The organism is Blautia sp. 1033sp1_1033st1_G9_1033SCRN_220408 (genome assembly GCF_040929965.1).
In the GTDB taxonomy this organism is placed as follows: domain Bacteria; phylum Bacillota; class Clostridia; order Lachnospirales; family Lachnospiraceae; genus Blautia_A; species Blautia_A ammoniilytica.
In genome coordinates this window covers 99,038-123,282 of sequence record NZ_JBFKZO010000001.1, presented here as the reverse complement: position 1 = coordinate 123,282, position 24,245 = coordinate 99,038, and the positions used below count along the sequence as shown (strand labels likewise).

Here is a 24,245-nt window from a genome sequence, read left to right as displayed (position 1 = left end):
AGCCTCCTAAAATTCGTCTACATTGATCCTATGAGGAATGGCTTTGATTTCTTCCCAACGCTCTCCTGTTACACGATAACCGGTTCCCGGTCCCATATAATCATTAGGTGTATTAACCCCGGACATTACCTGAAAATGTTCATCCAGGATAGCAGCTGTGTGCATATAATCACCAATCACTCTTTGCTTCAGCATGTTCAGGATACTTTGTGCCAGTTCCTCAAATCCGCTTTCTGCCAATGCTTTCACCACATCAATCCCTGTGATCCCACGCTTCATCAGATCATCCGCTGCCATAATATCTGCCGCAGAATCTCTGTTCAATGTATCTTTACTTCCATGTGCATAGGTAACTGCTTCCACCTGTTCATCGGTAATCTCAGTAAGCCCCAGGTATTTAAATACTGCCTGAACTGCCTTTCCTGCAGTGTGGCGTACACGGATCACTTCATCCTCAGTAACCGGCCTGAGCCCGCCATCCACCTGCATATCTCTTTGCATTACATTGTAATCATCAAAATCCTCAGCATCAAAATTGGAGCCTGCAAACATATTATCGTAATTTGGCTCAGCTGCGTAACCTGAAAAAATAAAATCCGTTCCAGGCATAAACTGAAGCATAGTTCTTGCTGTCCTTCTCATGTCTGAGTTAGAAAAGCTTTGGTCATTGGAAGATGCACATTCCAGTCCCAAAAGTGCTGCCACAAGATTTTCTCCCATAACCTCACGGATACCAGCCGGAACGCCGGCCGCAACACCAATACAGCTTACAGACCCATTCTGGATTCCCTGGGAACCAGCGCCTTTGGTTACATAAAGGCATCTGCATTCCAGATAAAGCATGGATTTCTGTTCACTGCTTCCCATCAATACTTCGGAGCCTGCACCTGAAGTAAATCTGACTTTTAGACCTCTGGAGGCATAAGCTGAATTAAGAAATGCCTTTGAATAAGGAGTATCATCCCCATCAATAAAGACTTTCTCGGTTCCATATACAGACAGTGTCTCTGCGTAGGTAGTAAACCCACGAATCCCCAGCTCCAACTCTGTGGCCTCTTCTGCAGAGCACTGAGTCAGAACTCCTTTCTTGCCAGCCTGTGAGCCAATCAGAAGTGCTATGGCATTAAAAGGCGCATATCTTGCCACACCCATGGTGGTTTCTTCTTCCCTGAATCCACGAAGTGCACCTTCAGCAGCATCTGCTGCAATCTGTACCGGATCGTCCTTCAGATTTGTAATATGTGCCTGATTGCCTGGCACCTTTCTTGCACGCATTTTCTGCATGCCCATCATCATTTCCACCACGTTCAGATGATTGATCACTTCTGCCATTTTTGCAGGTGTGATCCCTGATACGATCGAAAGGATTTCTTTTCTGGATACGGAAATATCTACGATCTTCCGTGCGATCTCAAGAGAAGGCACCGCCATGGACGCTTCTGCCCGATCCACCCGAATTGCATAATCTGCAATGAACTGATCCAGAAAATCAAAATCTCCTCTTTTCTTTCCGTCCAGTTCTGTAATCATTCCATTCTCTACCTTTACCGATGGTTTGGGATCGTAAGGACTGTGCATTGCCACAAATCCCATCTCCGGCCACTCATCAATAAAACCATCCAGATTTACTGCCCGCTTGTCTAAAGCTTCTATTCTTTTTGATCTTTTCATAGTATCTACCTTTTCTGATAAAAAGACTTTTTAAGTGATACGTCCCTGCATTCCGCATAACAGAAACGTATATATTCATTAGTTAAGCGGATATCCGTGACCCGCCTGGCTAATTAATTAGGTCCAAAACTGTATATATTTACAGGACAGTTATGGAACTGTCCTGCTGCTTGCTCATTTAAAAAGACCAGAGTTTTGTATAGATCTTTACGATGTCTTCTTTGGTAGGAACTCTTGGATTAGTAGCTGTACATGCATCTGCCAAAGCTGCCTCGGCCATCCGGTCGATTGCTGCAAAATAAACATCCGGTGTGATCGTTTTCATTTCCTGAATGGTCAACGGTATGTTCATCTCTTTTTGCATAAACTGGATCCAGTTCACAAGAGAACGTACACTCATCACTTTATTATAATTGCTTAGTCCAAGGACGTGTGCAATATTAGAATATCGCTTCACAGCCGGAAGGTATTCCTTCTGGCTCTTGCTGTGTTTATTGATATTTGCATTGAACTCCACAATATGGGGAAGAAGCATTGCATTCGCCCTTCCATGGGGAATATGGAACATAGCACCTAGCTGATGTGCCATACTGTGGGTAATCCCCAGTCCTGCCGTGTTAAAGGAAAGCCCTGCAAGGCAGGAAGCTACATGCATCTTCTGGCGTGCATGCATATCATTGCCATCCAGATAAGCACGAAGTAAGAATACACCACATATCTCAATTGCCTTCTCAGCCAATGCTGCTGAAAATTCATTGTGATCCGTGCTTACATAAGACTCCAGTGCATGGGTAAATACATCCATTCCTGTATCTGCTGTTACAGAAGCAGGTACACTGCGAACCAGTTCTGCATCCAGGATGGCCTCATCCGCCGTAAGGCTGTCAGATACAAGCGGGTATTTTACCTGGGCATCTGTATCATTTACAACCGCAAAGGAAGTCACCTCTGAGCCAGTCCCACTTGTGGTAGGAATGGCAATCAGGCCTACCTTTCCATAATTATTGATCTTTAAAGCGAATTCACGGATGGCTTTGGAGGAATCAATGGCAGATCCGCCGCCCACAGCAATCACTGCTTCCGGCTGATACTCCAGAAACTTTTTCACTCCTTCAGCAATCTTCCCTATTGGTGCATCCGGTACTACATCTGTAAAAAGATCATACTGTATCCCTCCGCTTTTCAGTGGTGCTGTGATCAGATCGATCATATCCCCATTTGCAATAAAAGGATCTGTAATGATCAGCACTCTTTTATAAGGAATCACCTTCAGCCGCTCCAGTGAATTATCACCAAAATGGATCACTGTTTTCATTTCAAATGTTTTCATAACCACATGCTCCTTATTCTTCTGATTCGCAGGATGGGTACAGGCACTTTATATCCCATTCATCAAAAAGCTGCATCCACTCATCAGCTGGTCTTACATCTGTCACCACAATATCCACATCTTTAAAAGAACCTGCTATGCAAAAAGCTGACTGGTCAAATTTGCCATTATCCAGCACAAGAATCTTCTTTCTTCCCGAAGCGATCATTGCACGCTTGGCACAGCCGAATGCTTCCTGGGATTCCATGATCCCTCTATTTCGATCCAGTGCTTTGCAGGAAAAAATAGCAGTATCCACATAATAAGACCTGAAAGCTTCATCGGTCTTTGAACCAAGAAATGCCAGATATCCTTCTTTCATCGTCCCACCAGTAGACAGGATGTTCCAGCCTGACACATCAGTCAATTCCAGGAGGATTTCCATGGAATTAGTTAAAAGAGTGAGTTTCTCTTTACTTTTCAATGCTTTTGCAATGAATACATCTGTAGTACTAGCATCCATGGAGATTGTTTCTCCCTCATGGATCAGGGAAGCTACAATCTCTGCCATTCTCTGTTTGCCGATCACATTCTGATTCTTACGGATGTTAAAAGGCAGATCAATACTTACATTCTCATTGATCACCGCACCACCGTAGCTTTTAATGGCAAGCCCTTCTTTTTCAAGCTTATCCAGGTCACGGCGTATGGTTTCCTCAGAGACGTTATAAAGCTGGCTGAGTTCGCTGACCACAACCCGCTTTTCTTCCTGCAGTTTTGTTAAAATCAAGTTCCGTCTCTCTAATGCGAGCATTAATCTGCCTCCTTTTTCTTTTTTTGTTGTAAATTACAAGATACTGTCGATCATTCTCCTGTCCGGATGTGCAATAACGGAGGAATCAAGGTACATTCCCTTTTCCGCAACAAGTTCCTTTGCTCTCTGGATAGATGCTTCCACAGCAGAAACCTCTCCTGTAATCATCATATAGGACTTTCCGCACATACCTTTAGCAATACGAAGTTCGATCAGATCTACGATAGCTGTCTTAGCAGCCTGGTCAGCAGCTTCAATAATGGAGGCTGCGTCATAAGTTTCAAGTATTCCCAGGGCACTGATTTCTTCCACCTGTGTGGTACCGTAAATAGCCGGGAAAATAGATTCATGAGGATTGCCAAGGACAAAACTGTCAATACATTTATCCTCATAAGTAGTTACTGCTGTCTCAACAGCAGCTTTTACTGCGCTCAGATCTCCGGTTATAATTGCAATATATTTGCCCGGACATACGGTCTGTGCCTCCACGATCTCCACTTCCGATGTTTTTACCATAGCATCTGCAGCGGTTACACCTGTGGATGTGGTTTTAAATTCAATCATCCCGATTGCTTTGCTCATGTTCTGTCCGTCCTTTCTACATCTTTGCAATTACAATATAACGATCTGTTACTTCTGTTACCTTACCTGTGATTGATGCATGGATCCCTACACTTAAACCATTTGCAGGTGCTCCGATCATCTGACCCCTCTCAACCTGATCTCCTGCCTTTACAATTGCCTGGGCAGGGGCTCCGATATGCTGGCTTAAAAGGATCCGAACTTTTGGTACAGGTACGAGAGTTTCATCCAGTGGTGCATTCTTATCATATCTGGTAAGTCCAAGCCTTGCCATCAATCTTTCTTCAGGCACCTTACGATACTCTCTGGATTCTTTTACCGGCACCGGCTGAACCCCCTGCGGAGGTCTGATCCCGGCATTACGTAACCCGCCTTTCATGTCTGCCAGCAAAGTCCTTGGTGCCAGACTCTGTGGACATGCATACATTTCACAAACACCGCAGGAACTGCAGAAACTTGCATTTATGTATGGATTCAGATCCTGAAAATCATGATTGGATGCTGCTCTCATAAAGCGTGCCGGATCAATCGGATGTCCCAGATTATTTCTCGGGCACAGATCCGTACAGGTATTACACTGGCAGCAAATTGATGCTGCTCTTTTCAAATCTATAGAAGAAGTCCTCTGCTTCTTCTGCACGATCAGATGATCCTTAGGCAGGATCAGGATCGCATTTGTCGTCTTTGTCACCGGATCAGAAGGCTGCCCAATACGTCCCATCATCGGTCCGCCAACAAAATATACCGGATCTTTTACTGTAATACCGCCTGCCTGCTCCACTACCTCTTCCAGTGTACAGCCAAGAGGAACTCTTACAGTTACTGGTTTATTTACCTCTGCAACAACAGATACATATTTGTCTGTTACAGGTTTTCCTGACTCTACAGCCCTGTATACGTTATACAAAGTCTCTACATTAAAAACGGCCACACCCTGCTCAATAGGAAGTCCGCCAGGTCTTACGACTCTGCCGGTAGCTTCATAAATCAGCACTACCTCGTCTCCCATAGGATAAACTTCGTCCAGAAGATGAATCCTCATTCCCGGAAATTCTTCAATATGCTGCTTCAAAGCATTTACCGTCTGTGTATAGGACCTTTTGATCCCGATAATCGCTTCTGACGCTCCCACAGTCTCTGCAACCATATGGAAGGTCTTCATGATCTCATATGCGTGCTTCTCTAATAACTGTCTGTGTAATTTCAGTAATGGCTCGCACTCTGCACAGTTCATGAGAATCGTATCCGCTTTATCGGTCAGTTTCATGTATGTAGGAAATCCGGCACCGCCGGCACCAACTACACCATTCTCTTGAATAATTTTCTGTAACTCTTTAATTTCCATGGCGTTACTCCAATCCTGCACCATCGTCTACAATACCTACAATAGCTGCATCCACCGGTGCTGTTTCTACGCCGCAGCCGATTCTTGCTGCGCTTCCCTGTGCCACCAATACATATTCTCCGATCCCTGCACCGATAATATCAATGGCAACGATCTGACTGAGGTCACCTTTCATATGATGGACAGGCTCAACGATCATAAATTTATTGCCTACCAGTTTTTCACTTTTCCGTGTAGAAACCACGCTGCCAACTACTTTGCCTATAATCATATGAACCTCCAGTGTTCTAAATCCACCTGCAGGAACTGTCCAGATATCCTGTTGGATCCCTGTGGAACAGTCCCTGCAGGAGAAAAACTATTATTGCGTTCTTTACCAGATCTTACTTGATAATCGTTACGGTATTACCAGTAGCGATCTGTGCCGCATTCGCCTCATCTGTATCGATGTGCATCTCTAATGTAAAGCTGTCATCCACACGGATCTTAACATGATTGAAAATCGTTCCACGTTCATTGTCTGCCTTCACAGAAACAATGTCACCGTCCCTGACTCCTGCTGCCTGAGCATCCTTTGGAGACATATGTATATGACGCATTGCCACAATACATCCCTCTTTCAGATAGATGGCACCTTTAGGTCCAACAATAGCAATAGGGGCACTGCCCTTCACATCACCGGACTCTCTTACAGGCACCTTCATGCCAAGCTTAATAGCATCTGTGGCAGAAACCTCTACCTGAGATGCTTTACGCACAGGTCCAAGAATACGTACATTCTCAATCGCACGAAGCTTCAATCCAACAATTGTCACTGTTTCATTAGAAGCAAACTGTCCGCCCATCAGCTCTTTTTTCTTTGTAAGCTGATATCCTGAACCAAACAGTGCCTCTACATGTTCCTGTGTCAGGTGGATGTGTCTTGCAGAAACTCCGATAGGCACCATAAAACCATTGCCTTTTTCTTCTTTTTTATTGATTGCATTGATCACCATTTTCGTGATCAGCTCAATGTTATTGGTTTCCAAGATTGCACCCGCTTTCTTTCCGATTGTATTCTATCCTGTGGATTATTTTAAAACCGGAAGGATCTTTTCTACATCGTTATGTGGTCTTGGGATCACGTGTGTAGCAACCAGTTCACCAAGTCTGGATGCTGCTGCGCTTCCTGCCTCAACAGCAGATTTAACAGCTCCTACATCGCCACGAACCATAACTGTTACAAGTCCGGATCCGATCTTCTCTGTTCCAACAAGTGCAACATTTGCTGCTTTGCACATCTGGTCAGCTGCCTCAATTGATGCTGTAAGTCCTCTGGTTTCAACCATTCCTAATGCTTCCTGTGTCATTCTTTTTTCCTCCTTATGATCTGTCTGTGATCTTTCTACAGGTTCTTTTTTGATTGTTGTTTTCGCCGTTCTTCTCCTGGGAGCGGCAGCCTTTTTCGGGGCTTCATTTTCCGCTGTATTTTTCTCGTCAGCCATTATTCATCCCCCTGTACTTCAGATTTTTTCCATCGGCTCGCGCTTAATTCCACTATCTTGACAATCTCTTCATGGGGTCGGGCGATCACTGCATAACTGACCGGTTTCTTGATAGCCTTTGCTACAGCAGTCTCTACCGCCTCTGTTACAGCCGCCACATCGCCTTCTACGATGATCGTCACCAGTCGTCCGCCCAGCTTGCGTTCCCATGACGCCAGCTGAACATCTGCGGTTTTACACATAATGTCCAGGGCATCCATAGCCGCCACAACACCTGTGATTTCGATAAAGCCATATGATTTATTCATGAGCGAACTCCTTAATTACCTGATTCTTTTCAGATGGTAGGAAGGATCTTTTCTACATCATTGTGCGGTCTTGGAATCACATGTGTAGCAACCAGTTCTCCAAGACGGGATGCTGCTGCGCTTCCGCTCTCTACTGCAGCCTTAACAGCTCCTACATCTCCACGAACCATAACTGTTACCAGTCCGGATCCAATCTTCTCTGTTCCGATCAGAGATACCTCTGCTGCTTTGGTCATTGCATCTGCTGCTTCGATTGCTGCTGTAAGTCCTCTGGTCTCAACCATTCCTAAAGCTTCCTGTGCCATTTTTTAATCCTCCTGAATTATCTAAGTAAACTGTATTATTATCGTCTGTTGCTTCTGTCTTGTATTGTATAGTATCTTTTTTATTTCTGCAATGTCTATTGCCTATCCAGGGCACTAATCTTTAACATTTTTTCTGTACCGGTATCCGGATTTGGAATCACATAATGCTGAACCACACCGGTCATGCTCTTTGCAACTTTCATACCTGCTTCTACAGCTGCTGTCACATCCGATACGCTGCCCCGATATTTAATGCAGACAAGAAGTGGTACTGGCAGGCTGTCCGCATTGGCAGGTTTGTTCTTATCAAAAACCTCCAGATGGACATTTGCTGCCTTACAACCGGCATCGGCTGCCACGAAAGCCGTTGTCAATCCGAACACCTCTAAAATTCCTACAGCTTCTGCCATCTCTTCTCTCCTTTATCCCGCCGGTTATTTATTAATGATCGCAATCTTCAGTCCTGTCATTGCAAGATTGGTCTTATGCGCTTCGTTGATCTCTTCCAGTGGAAATCTGTCTGTGATCAGATCTGACATTGGAAGACCGATGCCTTTTGCCCTCTTCAGGAAATCAAATGTAGTTGCATAATCTCTCAGTGTATATACCCAGGAGCCAACTGTTGTGATCTCTTTGGAGCAAATATCAAAATGAGGATTAATGGTAGCATCTCCTCCATTAATGAAGAATCCCAGCTCGCATAAGCCACCGCCGTTGCGGATAAACTTATAAATATTGGAATGTGCTACCGGGGATCCTGTACACTGGAAAGCAAAATCAGCAAGATGTCCACCGAATGCATCTTTTACTGCACCTGCAAGTGCCTCAATACCCTTGTGGTCTTTAAAGTTTACAGTCATGCTTGCGCCCATTCTCTTGGCAAAATCAAGACGTTTCTGTTCTCCATCTACTGCACAGATATTTTCAATACCCATGGTGCGAAGTACTGCGATACAGATCAGACCGATAGGGCCGCATCCCTGTACAACAACTCTGCTGTTAAACCGAAGGATGCCTGTTGTCTTCGCTCTTTCTACTGCGTGCACCAAAACTGCACTTGGCTCGATCAGAATACGGGAATCCAAATCCAGATCGCTTACATTAAAGAACGTAGATCCGAAGCTGCCGCCTCTGATATAGATATAATCAGAAAACCATCCATTCAGATGAATATCATCGTCAGGAAGCAGTCCATAAACATCTGCGCCTCCTACATTCTTCTTATTCAGATCATACATTGTAATGTCAGGATCATCTTTAAAAATCATACAGGTAACAACCTTATCACCGATCTTAACAGGTTTTCCGGCTGTATCTGTCTTTACATTCTTACCCATGGCAACGATCTCACCAGTTCCTTCATGTCCCAGTGCAACCGGGATCAGGCTGAACGGATCTCTTTTAAACTCATGAGCATCTGTACCACAAATACCACATCCTTCTACCTTTACAAGGATGTCATCATCTCCAACAGGAGGAATCGGGAACTCCTTAATATCGTAATGCTCAAGTGCTGTCAACATAGCAACCCTTGCTGTTTTCGGAATGCTGCCTGTTGAAGGTGCAGGTGCTGCTTTGGAAGGAGCAGGGGCATTTCCTGACATTCCTGCAAGTACCTGTTTTACTATTTCTTCAATATTTACATTATTCATATCCATTATCTACCATCCTCCTGTCAGCGAATGCAAAGGCTGTCTGCCATTACACAACGTCTTCTCTTTGTAAAGGTGCTTGCGCTTGTAAGACCCTCGCCTGTACGGCTGGCAATGGTAAAGGTACAATAGCCTTCTCCGCCAAAGCCAAGAGCAGCATAAGACGGTGCATTCTTTACAAGAATTGCTGTATCGATTGCTTTCGCATACTTGGTAATGTTATCAATATTTTTAGAATGAATGTGAGCAGAGTGACGATTGCCATGTTCAAGCCATACAGCCTGTTCTACTGCATCATCAAAATCTTTTGCTCTTACTACACCAAGAATCGGCATCATAAGCTCTGTGGTGATCAGCGGATGCTCCTTTGGTCCTTCAAATACGATACACCGGATGTTTGCAGGTACATTTACACCAATCATGGAAAGTAATGTTCTGGCATCACGTCCCACACATTTACGATTCAGCTTGCCGCCTGCAAGTACAACCTCTGTAAGTTTATCCTGTTCTTCTTTAGAAGCAAGATAACAGTCATTCTCTGTCACAAGGTAATGCATCAGTTCATCTACGATAGAAGAAACTGCAACGATCTCCTTCTCTGCAATGCAGGGAAGATTGTTATCAAATGTACAGCCATTCACAATATCCTGTGCAGCCTTGCGCACATCTGCGGTCTCATCCACCAGTGCTGGAGGATTGCCGGCACCTGCACCGATCCCTCTTTTACCGGAAGAAAGAACTGCTGTTACAACACCAGGACCTCCAGTGGCTGCGATCAACGGAATGTCCTTGTGCTTCATCATGATCTCACTTGTATCCAGTGTTGGTTTTTCTACGGTTGCAGCTATATTATCAGGCCCGCCTGCTTCCAGAGAGGCCTCATTTAAAAGATTGATTGCATAAATCGATGTTTTGATTGCTGCCGGATGAGGGTTAAATACAACTGTATTTCCACCTGCCAGCATGCCTATTGTATTGCAGAGAATTGTTTCACTTGGGTTGGTACAAGGAGTAATCGCACCGATCACACCAAAAGGTCCCATCTCAATAAGTGTCAGTCCTCTGTCCCCGGACCATGCAGTTGTGCTGATATCCTCTGTACCCGGTGTTTTATCTGCAACCAGATGATGTTTCAGGATCTTATCTCCTACATTTCCCATTCCGGTTTCATCCACACCCATTCGTGCAAGAATTTCTGCATTTTCCTTTGTTTTCCTGCGGATGCAGGTAATAATCTTCTCTCTCTGGTCCATTGACATTGCACGAACGATCTTCTGTGCTTTTTTTGCAGCTTCGATCGCTTCGTTCATATCTTTAAAAACGCCATGTTTTCCGGACGGAGCATCTGCAATCTGCATTTTTGCCATTACTTCCTGTACAATATCCTGTACCATGCTTTCGCTGATTGGCATGAGATTGTCCTCCTAACTTTTCTTACATTCCCAGCTGTTTCATTACCTGTTTAGTGATCTGTGCTACCAGATCTGCATCTCCTGCTACGTCTTTCTTCGCTTCAGAAGAACCACATCCACCACCGCAGTTATGGCAGTTTACGCCATCTTTGTTCAGGCACAGATTTGCAGGATGTTTGCCCGGAAGGCCCATTTTTCTTCTGATCTCATAAAGCTTCTGAACAGTTTCTTTATCAAATTCCTTTGGTCCGCCCAGCATCTTGGACTGGTACAGAAGCTGTGCATAAAACTCAACAGATTCCATCTTCATGTATGCAGCAAGAAGGTCTGTTGACCAGGTAAGTGCGCCATGGCTCTCAAGAAGAACTGCATCATAATATGGAAGATATTTCTCAAGTCTATCCGGAATCTCATTGGTAGATGGAGTACCATACTCAGCAATCGGAACACATCCTAATGCGATAACTGCCTCTGGCATAATCGGCTGTGTAAGAGGAATACCTGCAATTGCAAAAGATGTTGCATATACAGGATGTGCATGTACAACAGATCCTACATCCGGTCTTTTCTGATATACTCTCATGTGCATCTTGATCTCAGAAGAAGGACGGAATCCCGGATTTGCCTGGATCACATCTCCCTTAGCATCTACCTTACAGATATACTCCGGAGTCATAAATCCTTTGGATACACCAGTAGGTGTGCAGAGAAATTCATTGTCATTCAGTTTTACGGAAATGTTACCATCGTTTGCTGCTACCATGTTACGGTTGTAGATACGTTTTCCGATTTCACAAATCTGTTTTTTGATCTCATATTCGTTTACCATGCTTTTTTATCCTCCTTAAGCATATATAGCGTTTCCTGCTCCCTTTTTCGCAGTAACATTTTGTTTCTATTGTGATTCTACCTCATTCCACACAATAAGTCAAGGTATATCTGTTGTTTTATGTTGTTTTTAAAGGTTTTATTATGTTGTTTTTATTGTTTTTTCAGGAAATCACCTGTTTTTTTCATTGACAAAGCTTTTCACGCTGTGTCATACTGGTAGCAAAGGAGTTGTTTAATTATGTTTTTATCAGATATACACACTCATTCTATTGCCAGTGGCCATGGCACCTCCTGTACCATTACCCAAATGGCAAAAGCAGCTTCATGCAAAGGACTTTCTCTTTTAGGGATCACCGACCATGGTCCATCTACTATAGGCGCAGGTACTGTTTCTTATTTTCGCAGCCTGTCCGCAGCCCCCAGGAAGCGTTTTGGCATTCAGCTGCTTTTAGGTGCAGAGGTTAATATCCTGGATGAACAAGGCCGGATCGACCTTCCAGCAGATGTCCTTTCAGGCCTTGATTATGCGATTGCCAGTATGCATGTCCAGAACCTTCGTCCCGCAGACAGACAGAGCAATACACTTGCACTGTTAAATGTGATGCAGCATCCCTGTGTAAAGGTTCTCGGCCATATTGATAATACTCAATATGATCTTGATTATGAAGCCGTGATCCGGTCTGCCGCACATAGCCAGGTTCTTATGGAGATCAACGAGGCATCTCTTGCGCCTTATGGATACCGCGGCGATACCAGGCCTAATTGCCGCAGGATTTTAGAACTGTGTCTCCAATATCAGGTTCCTGTGCTCCTTTCCAGTGACAGTCATGGGATCTCTCACATCGGTGATTTTACTTATGGGGAAGCTTTTGCAAAAGACTGTAATTTTCCACCGGATCTGATCCTTAATAGCCAGATTCCCAGACTGCTTTCCTTCCTTATGAAAAGATAGGTTTTTATATAACAGGAGTATTAGATGGGTATTTCCATTACATTTTTTTACTTTATTGGAACATTACGGAGTAATTTCCTATAAAAAAAGCTGCTGTATGGATTCTCCTTTCAGAGATTTTCCGTACAACAGCTTTTCTTATTTATATCTTTATTACTCTTATCTTTGTTATTCTTGTCACTATTATTCTTGTTTTTATTACTCTTGCCTTTATTATTCCTTTTTATCATTAGCTTTCACGCTTCTGATCTCATCCATCAGTTTTGCAAGTTCCTGATACTTACCGGTTACGTAACCATAATTTCTGCGCTTATGAGGCAGTAAACACCCTGTACAATCTTTCAGGCCTTTTTCCGTATATTTAAAATTCCCTCCGCACTTATCTCCCAGGGCATATAATGGACAATAACAAAACAGGCAATTAAAATCCTGTGGGTCTGCACCTTTGTGGCACGGAAAAAACTCACATTCTTTATGACTGAAAAAGGAATATTCTTTGCCTTCCCAATATTCACCGGCCATTCCATCCGCCTCCTGTTTTTCTTGTAAAAAAGAGGGAGCGATGCTACTTCGGGGTAGAAAATGAACCGTTCATAAATACGCGGAGGGAACGGACATCCGAAGTAGTATCGCCTGCCATTTAATCGGTATAATTCTCATGAACAGGCGCATTCCATAAAAAATGTCTGCTACCATTAAAGAGCAGACAACACTAAGGGGCTGCGGATTCCCCGAAGTTGGTTGTTACACTTTACACGGAAGTTTAACCTCGCCATACTAAGCAGGTTTCCTGACTTCAGGATCATCGCTTCCTCTCCCCTTCTCATGCATCAGCACAATGGGATATTGAGATTGGCTTCCCTGTTACAGTGACCGGATCGCTCAGGACTTTCACCTGATTCCCTCTTCTGTCATCTTCTAGAAATGATCAGCACTTAATATGTTCAATATGGAATTATACTGGTATCATAATACCCTTTTACTATATATTTGTCAATGTTTATTTTTGCATACAAGTTTCCAAAGCGCCCCTCCGGAATTTACGCATTCAAGTCGAGCATCTGTTACTCACACCTGAAAGAGGTGGGAGTCTTCTCGACTGAGATAAAAATCCCTGAGTTCCGGAATGCATAAATAAATACATACCAGACTCAGGGGATATGTTCTGAATCTCTTACTATTTGCTATTATACAAGACGTCTTACAGAGGTAATGGTTCTGTAAGCTGCATTATTACTGATCTTAATGCCATCCTTCGCATTGGAAGCGTGTACGATCTGTCCATTGCCCATATAAATTGCCACGTGACCGCCATAACAGATCAGGTCGCCTGGCTGTGCATCTGCATAAGAAACTTCTGTTCCAGCATTCTGCTGCTCATAAGAAGTTCTTGGAAGGCTGACGCCAAAATTAGCATACACACTCTGTACGAAGCCGGAGCAGTCTGCACCACCAGTAAGACTGGTGCCACCCCATACATATGGATTACCTACAAACTGAGTAGCATAATCTACAACAGAAGATCCTGAACCAGAGCCAGAAGATGAAGAACTGGAACTGGAAGAAGAACTTGACTCAGAAGAACTCTGATATTCACTTGGATCTACTGTATTCTCAGAATCTATCACATTACCATACTCATCATACTGAGTCTCTCCAGATCCTGATGATTCAGAACTGCTTACTGCATTTCCTTCTTCATCATACTGGGTAGAATCATAATCACCATCATTAGATGCCTGTGCAGCAGCTGCTGCTTCTGCCTGGCGTCTTGCCTCTTCTTCTGCTGCGATACGCTCTGCCTCCAGCTGCTCGATCTCAGCCTGCTGTGCTGCAAGAAGATTTGCGTACTCAGTAGCCTGCTGCTGTGCATATGCGATCTCATTCTCACAGTCTGCGGAAGTAGCTCTCTTCTCATCCAGCTGTGCCTGAAGATTCTGTGACTCAGCTTCGTACTCCTGCTTCATGCCTTCTAATTCAGCCTTCTCACCAGTGTACTTTTCCTCCAGCTGCTTTACCTGCTCAATAGTATTAGAATACACTTCCAGGCTCTTTCTGTCCTGCTCATACATCTTCTGTGTATACTCTGCTCTTGTAAGAAGATCTGCAAGATTGTCTGCATTCATCATCATCTGGAACCAGGCATCACTTCCGCCTTTTTCGTATAGATACTGAATACGCTTTTTCATTGCATCGTACTGTTTTTCTTTTGCTTTCTGTGCTTTGCCAAGGTCCTGTTTTGTTTTCACGATCTCAGTCTCTTTATTGGAAATATCTGTCTCTAAAGTCTGTATATTGACCATCACATCTACAAGATTGGCATCCAGTGTTGCAATCTCGCCCTCCAGCTGCTGCTTCTGATCCCAGAGTGCACTCATGCGAGCATATGTAGCATCCAGCTGCTGGCTTGTCCAAGCCTGTTCTTCTCTCAGATCATCTTCTCTGGAAGCGCTTACGCTTACTACCTGTGTACCACACATCATTAGTGCAAGTGTGAGACATACGATTCTTTTCTTCATGATTATCACCCTCGTAACTTTATTGTTTTAATACGTAATATTTCTGCAACATTATTTTTAATTCTTATACATATTAACATATCGTTACCATCATTGCAACCCCTAATTTTAATAAATTTAATTTTTTTGTAACAAATAGAAATTAAAGTGCAATAAATATCAAAAGCACTCCCAGCTGATATAAAAAAAACCACACAGGCCGGTCTTCCCTGCGCCTGCGTGGCTGTATCCAAGAATGCCTTCTGCATTCCGGTTCAATCTTAATATCCAAACAGATTCAACAGAATCTGGTCAGCAGTCATATTCCCATACCCATCCGGATCGCTGAGTACGCTGCTCTTCCATCTAAGGTAATTACCATTACGGATGTAATTGCCGCAAGATGGATGGTAATTAAATTTAGTAAATCCAGAATATTTAGCCATATACTTGTTGGCAAGAACAACTGCCTCACTATTTGAATTACCAGTAGGAGTGGTAGTACCTGCAATCTGACATCCTGCCTGAGGCGTCGAATGTATGATCACTAAACTCTTATCACTGCACTGTCCAAGAACGATCCATGTATGGCCACTATTATATCCGATGTCACCCGGCTTCATTTTCCATTCGGTCTTTGACAGATAAGACTGATTCACAATCGTACCCCATCCAATACTCTTATAATAAGAACCGATCTCACCGGATACAACTGTATAGCCTGATCCTACATTAGACTGGGACTGCATAACCTGATAAGCAGACCAGCCCACAAAGCCGGAACAGTCAAGACCCTTTGCTCTGTTGACAGCTGTCAGGTCACGGTAATTGTTATAATCATATCCGGACGGATTGGATAACCACTTATTATACCACTGTTTCCATTTAGGACTTACACCCTTACGGGTAGAATCATTCCAGCCGCCGCCCCATACATACAAAGCCTGCCCTACAGGCTGAAGAGCACCTGCCAGATAATTCTTGATGGTCTTTGTGCCAGTGGAAGCTGTAGCATTAGGATCATTCACAGCCTGTCCTATATAAATACCATCTGCACCAAATTCCTGCTGTACCCCGTCCACTGTCTGTATTCCTGTATACATCACACCGGACGAAGGATCAAAATAATACTTATTAGTCTTCTTTCCTACCTTAATATCATTCCATCCGGTAGCCATCTTACCTGTACCGGAAGCAAAATAATATGTAGCCCCATTGATCTGGGTAAAGCCAACTGCCATGATCCCATCCAAAGAGGACTTCTCAGAAGACTGGAAATATCTCACAGTACCTGTTGACGCACTGACCCATCCAACAGCCATAGCACCGCTGGGCTTGTAGAAATATCTGGTATTTCTCTTAGAATCTCTTAAAAATCCTGTAGCTGCGATCCCTGACTTTGCGAAAAAGTAATATTTATTATTATTCAAAGTCAGCCATTTGGTCTGCATGTAGCCAGTACGTGGATTAAAATATCTGCGTTTTCCCTTGGATACTTTCACCCAGCCAGTGACCATAACGCCAGTTCTTTTTGTAAAATAACGTTTACGTCCCTTGCGATCCTGTGCCCAGCCCTTGACCTGAACACCAGTCTTACGGTTAAAATAATATTTCTTACCATTCAGGTTCAGCCAGCCCTTGTGCTTGCTTCCATCTGAATCAATGTAGTATGTCTTCCCGCTATACGTCCGAAATCCGGTTTTAACAGCAGCTTCAACTTCTGTTTGGGACTTATGGGCAGAAAATCCTGCCGCAGCCAGAATCAGCAGCAAAAGCACTCCCCAAATCTTAAATTTCTTACATACGTTTCGCATACATAATCTTCCTTTTCTTATTTAAACATGATATCGCCTTTAATCTTTTACAAAAATGTTACAGCTTTATGTAATAGATTATACAACGGTATTTTTTAATCGTCAATACAAAAGTACAAGTATGTAAACTTTTCACAATAATCATTTTCTTTTTCTTAGCAAAAAAAGAGCAAGATTGATAATAATCTTTGCTCTTTTTTAACAATTGTGACAATTTTATATTATAATTTTTGTAACATTTTCCAAAGCAATGAATATCACAAAAAAGCCTTACAGAAGATGCTTCCTTAGTTCTTCTCCGCTCATAGCAGAAAGATAGGCTGGTGCCACATCAAAAACTGTTTTACATCCTTTCTGTCCTTCCTGATTCATCCGATACGCAGCCCGTGCATAAGCAACCAGTACGGAAGAAGTAAATTCCGGATTTGAGTCCAGCTTCAGGCTATATTCGATCACATGGCTGTTTTCATCATTCCATCCGGTCTTTCCGGTACGGATCACAAAACCGCCGTGAGGAATACCACTGTGGTTCTTCTTTAATTCTTCTTCTGAAATAAAATGAACAGTTGTATCATATTCATCAAAATAATTTGGCATGGTCTTGATCTCACGTTCAATACGTGCAAGATCTGCTCCTTCCTTGGCAACCACAAAGCACTCTCTGGTATGTTTTTCCCTTGTGGAAAGCTGAGGATTCTCACCATTTCGTACTGATTCAAGTGCAGCTTCTACCGGGATGGTATACTGTCTGGCATCCTTCACACCTTCGATCCTGCGGATAGCATCAGAGTGCCCCTGGCTTACTCCTTTGCCCCAGAATGTATAATCGCAGCCTCCAGGAAGAATTGCGTTGGCATACATACGGTTCAGCGAAAACATACCCGGATCCCAGCCAACAGAAATGATCCCCACATGTCCATTTTCTGATGCGGATTTATCCACTGCCGCAAAATGCTCCGGGATCCTCTTATGTGTATCAAAGCTGTCGATCACATTAAACCACTGTGCATATTTTGGTGTCTGTATAGGAAGATCTGTAGCACTGCCTCCGCAGATGATCAAAACATCGATCTGATCCTTCATTTTTTCTGCATCATTAACAGAATAGACTTTGGCTGTTTCTGTGAGAATAGTCACATCCTTCGGATTACGGCGCGTGAATACTGCCACAAGCTCCATGTCCGGATTATGTTTGATGGCACATTCTACTCCACGGCCAAGATTTCCATAACCTAAAATACCAATTCTAACACTCATTATTTTTTCTCCTCTTTATCTCTATTATAACCGTCTGTTCCGAAAATCCTGCCTTTAACAGCAGATCACACCACTTCCCGGACAGCACAGATTACAAGCTGTACTGGCTAAACACATCTTCAAGCACATGTCGCCGCCCTCCATAGGCATACCTCCAAATGGATCCTGTTGCTGCCGATACCAGGTACCGCCCCCATCCATCCGGTTCTTCAGCATCTGATACTGGGCATTGCCAGGATCCAGACGAATCGCCTGCTCTATATCGTTTCTGGCATTTACATTATTACCAAGTCCCATATTGGCCATAGATGAAAGATAATACCATTCTCCGTTTCTCTGGGAAAGGGATCGCAGTACATTCACAGCTTCCTGATAATGTCCGCTCTGGATAAAATTAGCCGCAGCGCGCCTGCGGATGCTCTCCTCGTCTTCGTACCCGCCGGATTGCTGACCGAAACCTCCAAAGCCTCCATAACTACCAGCCCCTCTGCTTCCATATTCCCGTTCTTTCATGATCTGGTCATAGGCCTGCTGAACTTCCTTAAATTTCTCTTCAGCCTTGTCTTTGTCAGGGTTATTAATATTCGCATCCGGATGGTATTTCCGGCTTAAACGTCTGTATGCCTTTTTGATTTCCTCGTCTGAGGCATCCTGTGATACTCCCAGAACACTATATGGATCAAACATGTTCTTTCTCCTGTTCTTCTCTCCTTTTTCTGGTAATCGCCTCAAACCTTACCCATACCCCGGAATACAGAATATTCCTCAGAATATCTCCATATATTATAATAGGTAGTTTTTCAAATTCACGACAGGCTTCTGCAAGCATCATGATCAGAAGCTGTTGTACCTCATCCTCAAACCCTTTTATTTTAAAGCGCTTTGAAAAAGGATTATAATTTCCATTTTTCAGATCTGCTTCCACATCATCATACGCATCCAGAATATAAATAAACTTTCCAAAATAGAAACCCATCTTCCGAAGAGTATCTGCCCACACATCTTCCTGATACACAAAGATCTCAGCCATGATCTTTCCAAAAATACCGGATACCTGATCAATATCCTTCTCATCTTTCTTCTCAAGATCCGATAGCTGTTCCAGCAGCTGGATGATCCTGTGCACCTTTTTATCGTATTCGACAGAAAGCCTTCGGTTCTTACCCTTCAGGGCCTTTGCATATGCAAGCTTCAAAAGATCCCTATCGTCTTTCCAGTCATCCACACACTTATAATAGGTAAGGATGATGTTCATATCTGCTGCGTATTCTGTAAAACGGTTCTTCCGTACTGTCTCTTTGTGAACAGGATGCAGGATACAATGGGTGGTTCCTTTCTTTGTCTCAGGCTCATATAATCCGCTAAGTAAAAGTGCCACAAAGGTCATATCATAGGTAAGGGACAGCTGTCCGAAAACCCCATATTTTCTTTTCAGTTCCCTGCAAAGCCCACAATAAAAGGATTTGTATAAAGCGAAATCTTTAATTTTTAATTCCGGCTTATTTACCACAATATATCCGAACATATCAGCTCCTCTTCACAAATTTGCTATGACACTTTGGACAGCTGATCTCTATCTTTCCTTTTCCTCTTGGAATCCTGACTTTCTGTCCGCAGGAAGGACAAGTATAAATATGGTAGTCCTTTCTCTGTTTCATCATATTCTTTTCTTTGTTCAGTCTCTGACGCAGCTTGGCAGTAGCTGACAGGTACTTCTGATTCTCCTGTGCTCTTTTGGAAATATTTCTGGAAAAAATCCTGAAATATGTATACACAATGGCTACAAGGCCTAACATATCCAAAAGAGAACCTGCGCTGCTTCCTGTGTTTACAAAAATCGCCAGCACAATAGAAACCAGTGCCACACCCATGGTAAACTTTGCAAACTGGTCAACTCCGTAACGTCCCTGCATGAACCTGTAAAATTTGTCTTTCATGAAATCCTTCTTTCCTTATTCAGTCTGTCTCTTTCCCTGATCCCAGCCTGTGAAGGTCTATCTGTCACTGCATACCTGAAAAATGTAAAACTTAAGATAATAGGACTCATCTGCTGCCCACAGAATTGGATGATCCGGGGCTTGTGTCCTGTATTCTACCTGACGCAGCCGCTTATGAGCACTTCGTGCTGCCTGCCCGATCGTCTGTGTAAAAAGCTCATAATCCATAAAATGGGAGCAGGAGCAGGTGGCCAGAAAACCGCCTTCCCTCACCAGCTTCAACGCACGCAGGTTGATCTCTCTGTATCCCTTCACTGCATTCTTTATGGAACTTCTGGACTTTGTAAACGCAGGTGGATCTAGGATCACCACATCAAACTTTTCTTCCTTTTCCTCCAATTCAGGCAGTAACTCAAACACATCCCTGCATAGAAACTGTACCCGATCTTCCAGACCGTTCAACCTGGCATTTGCAGCTGCCTGATCCACGGCAAGAGCTGATGCATCCACCCCTAATACACTGGAAGCACCTGCGATCCCTGCATTTAATGCAAAAGAACCTGTATGAGTAAAGCAATCCAGCACTTTGGCATTCTTGCAAAGCTTCTGGATTGCAAGCCTGTTATATTTCTGGTCAAGGAAAAATCCTGTTTTCTGACCATCCTTTACATCAACCTGATATTTTACCTGATTTTCTTCAATTTCCACAAGAGTTGGGAATTCCGGTCCAATAAAGCTTTTTACAAGTTCCATCCCCTCCTGGCGACGAACCTTGGCATCACTTCTCTCGTATACGCCACGGATCTGGATACCATCTTCTTTCAGAACCTTTTTCAGAAGCTCTATGATCATTTCTTTATATCTGTCAATTCCCAGTGCCAGGGACTGAACCACCAGCACGTCAGAAAACTTATCAATTACAAGTCCCGGGAAGAAATCTGCCTCGCCAAAAATCACTCTGCAACTGCGGGTATCTACCACTTTCTTACGGTATTCCCAGGCATCCCGTACTCTTTTTTCAAAAAACACTTCATCGATTACCGTCTGTTCATCCCTTGACAGCAGCCGGACTGTGATCCTGGAATTGGTATTGATAAATCCCTTCCCTAAAGGATATCCGTCAAAATCATGAATCAGTACAATATCGCCATTCACAAAACTTCCCATGATCGTAGCAATTTCATTGTCAAAAATCCACATCCCACCGGATTTTAACAGCCTGCCCTCTCCTTTTTTCAAACTGACAACAGCAAGACCCATATATATTCTCCTTTGTGTAATTCGTAACTGTTCAGTACTCTCGCAAAATACTTTCTGCTAAATAATTACTGTAATCATGCTTGTGGTGTTTTCACACCAAACGCATATTTATTGAAACATTCTATCACACTCTTTTTCTTTTTTCCAGTATTTCGCATAAATAAGAAAAAACTGCCACACCTGTAAGATGTGGCAGTAAACAAAGCATAACTGCTCAGTACCCTCATAAATTCTTTCCTACTGAATAGTTACTAAAATACTTAGTTTGCAGAAACTGTCTTATCCTTCTGTACCGGATGGATCTGGATCAGATTCATCTTGATCAGTGCCGGACGAAGTGCATTGTATATGAACACAACCAGGATCACAGAAACAACTGCATTCACAAAGGTAGTCACTGCACTAAGCTTGGCAAGAACGGCAGCCATCTCCTGTGGCTGTCCCAGTATATACTGTTTGTAGAAAAATCCTACAATCGGATCTGCCACAACATTAAATGCCAGACCAGCAACGGAAGCAATCAGACTCCATTTAAATACGTATGACTTATCTGTACTCTCATTGATCTTTGCAACCTTATGTGCCACCAGACCGGTGATCAAACCAATACATAGTTTCAGAACAAATGTTTTCGGAGCTCCTGTAATATAAACCGGATCCATCAGATCTGCGATAGTCATGCCCACAGCACCGGCCATACCGCCGTAAACACCTCCAAGAAGCAATGCTGCAAGTACACAGAATGCATTTCCGATGTGAAGAGATGTAGCATCGCCACCCGGAACAGGGATCTTAATCTGTAAAAATGTGAAGGATACGTAGCAAAGTGCTGCAAGAATCGCAGTCTCTGCAAGTTTCATGATTGTTGATGTCTCTTTGTTATTCATGTTAGTCACTGCCTTTCCTTTTCCTTTATATGCCTCCCTTACAGGGACTGACTGGATCAACCTGAATCAGTTCCTTCCGGTCTGGCAACATATTACCTGGAAACTGTGGATTTGGCAATGGTCAATTTTAACTATTTTTAAGGGGACAGTTATTCATTGATGGTTTCATCGTAAACCATATCGTCTCCTTCAGCAGGAGTCATATCAGATTCATCCATAGTAGTATCATCTGTATTATCCATGGCTGTGTCTGTTCCTTCTGTATCGTAAGATGCATCTGTATTATCCGGTACTGCTGCATCTGTATTCTCAGTTGTCTCTTCCATGCTGGTCTCACCATACAGCTGCTCAAAGAACTTCATGGTATCTTTATACAGGGTGTTCTTATCGTCAGAAGAAACATTATCGCCAAGGATGTCTGCCTTATCACCAGCCTCTGCCTTCTGGTCATCTGTCAAATCAATACCGAAGATCACCTTCAGGTCTTCCTGAAGCATATTAAGCTCAGTAGTCAGATACTCTTCATTACCAGTAGGAACATAAGATCCTGTACCATTACCAAGGATCTCCAGATATTTGGTAAGAACGGCATTATACAGCTTCTCACCCTGATCACTGTCAAGAGTCACTGTGCATACAGCATCTGATCCCATAGCCTCCTGAAGTGCCTCTGTATCACCTTCATACTCTCCCTTGCCAAAAGTCTTGGCTTTCTCAAAAAGTGCTTTGGTATCGTCTGTCAGGAAATCTGTATTCACTTCAGAAATATTCAGGATCTCATCCCCGTCAGGAATATCTGAAGAATTTACAGAATCACCATTTACATCGGTACCGTTATCTGTGCTGCTATCTGTACTATTGTCTGTACTGGTGTCAGCACTATTGTCTGTGGTGCCGTCTGTGGAAGCATCAGTATTGGTATCCTGTGCAAAACCGTCATCGCCAGTCTTCTCAGCAAGGGAAGGATCCTCTGTGGAATCAGCGATCACATCATCACCAAGCACGCTCTCATCTACGTTATTCACAATACTGTCCGGATCATCATCAGAAGTGGTATCTCCCTGGCCGGTAACATTATCATTGACACGCTCCAGTGTCTCTTCCATATCGCTGTAATCATAATCCTGCTGTGCAATCTCCTGAAGCAGGCTTACGATCGTCTGAAGCTGATCATCAGAGAGAGCAACTCCGTTCTGATCTGCAATATTCACAACAATGTTATAAATCTGATCCGCATCCTGGATACCGTCTGCAATGATCTGGGTCTTCGCCTGATTGATCACAGCAGTGGCACTGTTCTGTCCGATATCCTCAGCCAGATTACCTGTAACAACCATCTCCTCTGTAGCGATCTGCTTCTTGGTGGAATCCAGTTGTTCACCGCTGGCTGACTCATAGGCCATCTGGATCCCCGTAAGGGCTCCTGTACCGGATACCTGGAACGGACACGCAGCAACTACTTCACAATTCTTCACCCCGGAAGTAGAAAGGCTGGTGGCGATCATATTACAGGTAACCCAGTTCAGATTAGCAGTACGTACCTTGATTCCTCCGGAAGTGGTAGGCTTAACGTAAGCACAGCTGACTGTCCTGGTACCAATCTGCTCGATGGGAACATAGGCACTTAAGTGCTCTCTCTCATCCTGATTAGTAACATTGATGATCTGAACAGAATCAGCACTGACCTTAAAATATTTCAGCATGGTGTTCTTCTGATCCTGTGTCAGGTCTGCTCCAAGTGTAACAACATTCATGCCATCTGCCATAACCGGTACGGAAGGAGCAATGCTTCCTGTAACAAGGCATGCGGCACATAATAATGTTCCTAATAATTTTACTTTCTTCATAACTTTTCCTCCATAAACTCTGTGTGAGTTACAGCTTAAACAGTTTTTCTGTTTCGTTGTTTTATTATAGCATATTCTTT

General features: G+C 43.4%; 25 protein-coding genes and 1 riboswitch. Of the genes, 1 reads left to right on the top strand and 24 read right to left on the bottom strand.

Annotated elements, in window-relative coordinates:
• Positions 1 to 6 precede the first annotated feature (6 nt).
• The 14 genes from AB5916_RS00625 to AB5916_RS00560 all read right to left on the bottom strand — a co-directional run bounded on the left by AB5916_RS00625 (position 7) and on the right by AB5916_RS00560 (position 11,711).
• Entirely contained in the window at positions 7 to 1,671 is a 1,665-nt protein-coding gene (locus AB5916_RS00625; protein WP_368188880.1) for a propanediol/glycerol family dehydratase large subunit, read from the bottom strand.
• Between the two features lie 178 nt (positions 1,672 to 1,849).
• On the bottom strand, positions 1,850 to 3,001 hold the full coding sequence (locus tag AB5916_RS00620) for a 1-propanol dehydrogenase PduQ (RefSeq protein ID WP_158420046.1): 1,152 nt from the start codon (positions 2,999 to 3,001) through the stop codon (positions 1,850 to 1,852).
• A gap of 13 nt (positions 3,002 to 3,014) precedes the next feature.
• On the bottom strand, positions 3,015 to 3,794 hold the full coding sequence (locus AB5916_RS00615; RefSeq protein WP_158420045.1) for a DeoR/GlpR family DNA-binding transcription regulator: 780 nt from the start codon (positions 3,792 to 3,794) through the stop codon (positions 3,015 to 3,017).
• Positions 3,795 to 3,827: 33 nt separating this feature from the next.
• The gene (locus AB5916_RS00610) at positions 3,828 to 4,376 is read right to left on the bottom strand and encodes a BMC domain-containing protein (protein ID WP_158420044.1); all 549 of its coding nucleotides are present in this window, start codon (positions 4,374 to 4,376) and stop codon (positions 3,828 to 3,830) included.
• 16 nt (positions 4,377 to 4,392) lie between these two features.
• Entirely contained in the window at positions 4,393 to 5,721 is a 1,329-nt protein-coding gene (locus AB5916_RS00605) for a 4Fe-4S dicluster domain-containing protein (RefSeq protein WP_158420043.1), read from the bottom strand.
• A 4-nt stretch (positions 5,722 to 5,725) separates the two neighbouring features.
• Positions 5,726 to 5,992, bottom strand: coding sequence for a EutN/CcmL family microcompartment protein (locus AB5916_RS00600; RefSeq protein WP_158420042.1), 267 nt, complete (start codon positions 5,990 to 5,992; stop codon positions 5,726 to 5,728).
• 112 nt (positions 5,993 to 6,104) lie between these two features.
• Positions 6,105 to 6,749, bottom strand: coding sequence for a phosphate propanoyltransferase (pduL, locus tag AB5916_RS00595; protein WP_158420041.1), 645 nt, complete (start codon positions 6,747 to 6,749; stop codon positions 6,105 to 6,107).
• 42 nt (positions 6,750 to 6,791) lie between these two features.
• Positions 6,792 to 7,070, bottom strand: a complete 279-nt coding sequence (locus AB5916_RS00590) for a BMC domain-containing protein (protein WP_158420208.1) — start codon at positions 7,068 to 7,070, stop codon at positions 6,792 to 6,794.
• Positions 7,071 to 7,204: 134 nt separating this feature from the next.
• Positions 7,205 to 7,513, bottom strand: a complete 309-nt coding sequence (locus tag AB5916_RS00585) for a BMC domain-containing protein (RefSeq protein WP_158420040.1) — start codon at positions 7,511 to 7,513, stop codon at positions 7,205 to 7,207.
• A 29-nt stretch (positions 7,514 to 7,542) separates the two neighbouring features.
• Complete coding sequence (locus AB5916_RS00580) at positions 7,543 to 7,818, bottom strand: BMC domain-containing protein (RefSeq protein ID WP_158420039.1); 276 nt, start codon at positions 7,816 to 7,818, stop codon at positions 7,543 to 7,545.
• A gap of 95 nt (positions 7,819 to 7,913) precedes the next feature.
• Complete coding sequence (locus AB5916_RS00575; protein WP_158420038.1) at positions 7,914 to 8,228, bottom strand: BMC domain-containing protein; 315 nt, start codon at positions 8,226 to 8,228, stop codon at positions 7,914 to 7,916.
• Positions 8,229 to 8,252: 24 nt separating this feature from the next.
• Positions 8,253 to 9,476: a zinc-binding dehydrogenase gene (locus AB5916_RS00570; RefSeq protein WP_368188879.1), complete on the bottom strand. Its 1,224-nt coding sequence runs from the start codon at positions 9,474 to 9,476 to the stop codon at positions 8,253 to 8,255.
• Positions 9,477 to 9,493: 17 nt separating this feature from the next.
• Complete coding sequence (locus AB5916_RS00565) at positions 9,494 to 10,882, bottom strand: aldehyde dehydrogenase family protein (RefSeq protein WP_368188878.1); 1,389 nt, start codon at positions 10,880 to 10,882, stop codon at positions 9,494 to 9,496.
• A gap of 22 nt (positions 10,883 to 10,904) precedes the next feature.
• Positions 10,905 to 11,711, bottom strand: coding sequence for a class II aldolase/adducin family protein (locus AB5916_RS00560; RefSeq protein ID WP_173728344.1), 807 nt, complete (start codon positions 11,709 to 11,711; stop codon positions 10,905 to 10,907).
• Between the two features lie 240 nt (positions 11,712 to 11,951).
• Here AB5916_RS00560 and AB5916_RS00555 point away from each other — a divergent pair, with 240 nt between their 5' ends.
• Positions 11,952 to 12,665: a phosphatase gene (locus tag AB5916_RS00555; RefSeq protein ID WP_368188877.1), complete on the top strand. Its 714-nt coding sequence runs from the start codon at positions 11,952 to 11,954 to the stop codon at positions 12,663 to 12,665.
• A 213-nt stretch (positions 12,666 to 12,878) separates the two neighbouring features.
• Here AB5916_RS00555 and AB5916_RS00550 read toward each other — a convergent pair whose 3' ends face one another.
• The 10 genes from AB5916_RS00550 to AB5916_RS00505 form a co-directional block, all read right to left on the bottom strand.
• A complete protein-coding gene (locus AB5916_RS00550; RefSeq protein ID WP_173728348.1) occupies positions 12,879 to 13,187 on the bottom strand; it encodes a cysteine-rich small domain-containing protein in 309 nt (102 codons plus the stop codon).
• A 240-nt stretch (positions 13,188 to 13,427) separates the two neighbouring features.
• Positions 13,428 to 13,619, bottom strand: a riboswitch (cobalamin riboswitch).
• A gap of 233 nt (positions 13,620 to 13,852) precedes the next feature.
• Positions 13,853 to 15,184 (bottom strand): NlpC/P60 family protein, encoded by a 1,332-nt coding sequence (locus tag AB5916_RS00545; RefSeq protein ID WP_368188876.1) that lies wholly within the window; start codon positions 15,182 to 15,184, stop codon positions 13,853 to 13,855.
• Positions 15,185 to 15,444: 260 nt separating this feature from the next.
• A complete protein-coding gene (locus tag AB5916_RS00540; protein ID WP_368188875.1) occupies positions 15,445 to 16,977 on the bottom strand; it encodes an N-acetylmuramoyl-L-alanine amidase family protein in 1,533 nt (510 codons plus the stop codon).
• A 270-nt stretch (positions 16,978 to 17,247) separates the two neighbouring features.
• Positions 17,248 to 18,234 (bottom strand): diaminopimelate dehydrogenase, encoded by a 987-nt coding sequence (locus tag AB5916_RS00535; RefSeq protein ID WP_368188874.1) that lies wholly within the window; start codon positions 18,232 to 18,234, stop codon positions 17,248 to 17,250.
• Positions 18,235 to 18,288: 54 nt separating this feature from the next.
• Positions 18,289 to 18,921, bottom strand: coding sequence for a DnaJ domain-containing protein (locus tag AB5916_RS00530; protein WP_368188873.1), 633 nt, complete (start codon positions 18,919 to 18,921; stop codon positions 18,289 to 18,291).
• Positions 18,914 to 19,759 carry a DUF5685 family protein gene (locus AB5916_RS00525; RefSeq protein WP_368188872.1) on the bottom strand — a complete coding sequence of 282 codons (846 nt, stop codon included), beginning with the start codon at positions 19,757 to 19,759 and terminating at the stop codon, positions 18,914 to 18,916. The genes AB5916_RS00530 and AB5916_RS00525 overlap by 8 nt, the downstream gene beginning before the upstream one ends.
• A gap of 1 nt (position 19,760) precedes the next feature.
• Positions 19,761 to 20,171: a hypothetical protein gene (locus AB5916_RS00520; RefSeq protein ID WP_158420027.1), complete on the bottom strand. Its 411-nt coding sequence runs from the start codon at positions 20,169 to 20,171 to the stop codon at positions 19,761 to 19,763.
• A gap of 57 nt (positions 20,172 to 20,228) precedes the next feature.
• Positions 20,229 to 21,431: a class I SAM-dependent rRNA methyltransferase gene (locus AB5916_RS00515; RefSeq protein WP_368188871.1), complete on the bottom strand. Its 1,203-nt coding sequence runs from the start codon at positions 21,429 to 21,431 to the stop codon at positions 20,229 to 20,231.
• A gap of 260 nt (positions 21,432 to 21,691) precedes the next feature.
• Positions 21,692 to 22,318: an ECF transporter S component gene (locus tag AB5916_RS00510; protein WP_173728115.1), complete on the bottom strand. Its 627-nt coding sequence runs from the start codon at positions 22,316 to 22,318 to the stop codon at positions 21,692 to 21,694.
• 149 nt (positions 22,319 to 22,467) lie between these two features.
• Positions 22,468 to 24,165 (bottom strand): DUF1002 domain-containing protein, encoded by a 1,698-nt coding sequence (locus AB5916_RS00505; protein WP_368188870.1) that lies wholly within the window; start codon positions 24,163 to 24,165, stop codon positions 22,468 to 22,470.
• Positions 24,166 to 24,245 lie beyond the last annotated feature (80 nt).

Coding starts and splice junctions, on each gene's coding strand:
- AB5916_RS00525 (WP_368188872.1), bottom strand. CDS start 19,759: ATGTTCGGATATATTGTGGTAAATAAGCCGGAATTAAAAATTAAAGAT.
- AB5916_RS00625 (WP_368188880.1), bottom strand. CDS start 1,671: ATGAAAAGATCAAAAAGAATAGAAGCTTTAGACAAGCGGGCAGTAAAT.
- AB5916_RS00585 (WP_158420040.1), bottom strand. CDS start 7,513: ATGAATAAATCATATGGCTTTATCGAAATCACAGGTGTTGTGGCGGCT.
- AB5916_RS00565 (WP_368188878.1), bottom strand. CDS start 10,882: ATGCCAATCAGCGAAAGCATGGTACAGGATATTGTACAGGAAGTAATG.
- AB5916_RS00620 (WP_158420046.1), bottom strand. CDS start 3,001: ATGAAAACATTTGAAATGAAAACAGTGATCCATTTTGGTGATAATTCA.
- AB5916_RS00510 (WP_173728115.1), bottom strand. CDS start 22,318: ATGAATAACAAAGAGACATCAACAATCATGAAACTTGCAGAGACTGCG.
- AB5916_RS00505 (WP_368188870.1), bottom strand. CDS start 24,165: ATGAAGAAAGTAAAATTATTAGGAACATTATTATGTGCCGCATGCCTT.
- AB5916_RS00555 (WP_368188877.1), top strand. CDS start 11,952: ATGTTTTTATCAGATATACACACTCATTCTATTGCCAGTGGCCATGGC.
- AB5916_RS00590 (WP_158420208.1), bottom strand. CDS start 7,070: ATGACACAGGAAGCATTAGGAATGGTTGAAACCAGAGGACTTACAGCA.
- AB5916_RS00605 (WP_158420043.1), bottom strand. CDS start 5,721: ATGGAAATTAAAGAGTTACAGAAAATTATTCAAGAGAATGGTGTAGTT.
- AB5916_RS00515 (WP_368188871.1), bottom strand. CDS start 21,431: ATGGGTCTTGCTGTTGTCAGTTTGAAAAAAGGAGAGGGCAGGCTGTTA.
- AB5916_RS00610 (WP_158420044.1), bottom strand. CDS start 4,376: ATGAGCAAAGCAATCGGGATGATTGAATTTAAAACCACATCCACAGGT.
- AB5916_RS00615 (WP_158420045.1), bottom strand. CDS start 3,794: ATGCTCGCATTAGAGAGACGGAACTTGATTTTAACAAAACTGCAGGAA.
- AB5916_RS00530 (WP_368188873.1), bottom strand. CDS start 18,921: ATGTTTGATCCATATAGTGTTCTGGGAGTATCACAGGATGCCTCAGAC.
- AB5916_RS00575 (WP_158420038.1), bottom strand. CDS start 8,228: ATGGCAGAAGCTGTAGGAATTTTAGAGGTGTTCGGATTGACAACGGCT.
- AB5916_RS00550 (WP_173728348.1), bottom strand. CDS start 13,187: ATGGCCGGTGAATATTGGGAAGGCAAAGAATATTCCTTTTTCAGTCAT.
- AB5916_RS00580 (WP_158420039.1), bottom strand. CDS start 7,818: ATGGCACAGGAAGCTTTAGGAATGGTTGAGACCAGAGGACTTACAGCA.
- AB5916_RS00545 (WP_368188876.1), bottom strand. CDS start 15,184: ATGAAGAAAAGAATCGTATGTCTCACACTTGCACTAATGATGTGTGGT.
- AB5916_RS00520 (WP_158420027.1), bottom strand. CDS start 20,171: ATGAAAGACAAATTTTACAGGTTCATGCAGGGACGTTACGGAGTTGAC.
- AB5916_RS00560 (WP_173728344.1), bottom strand. CDS start 11,711: ATGGTAAACGAATATGAGATCAAAAAACAGATTTGTGAAATCGGAAAA.
- AB5916_RS00535 (WP_368188874.1), bottom strand. CDS start 18,234: ATGAGTGTTAGAATTGGTATTTTAGGTTATGGAAATCTTGGCCGTGGA.
- AB5916_RS00600 (WP_158420042.1), bottom strand. CDS start 5,992: ATGATTATAGGCAAAGTAGTTGGCAGCGTGGTTTCTACACGGAAAAGT.
- AB5916_RS00540 (WP_368188875.1), bottom strand. CDS start 16,977: ATGCGAAACGTATGTAAGAAATTTAAGATTTGGGGAGTGCTTTTGCTG.
- AB5916_RS00570 (WP_368188879.1), bottom strand. CDS start 9,476: ATGGATATGAATAATGTAAATATTGAAGAAATAGTAAAACAGGTACTT.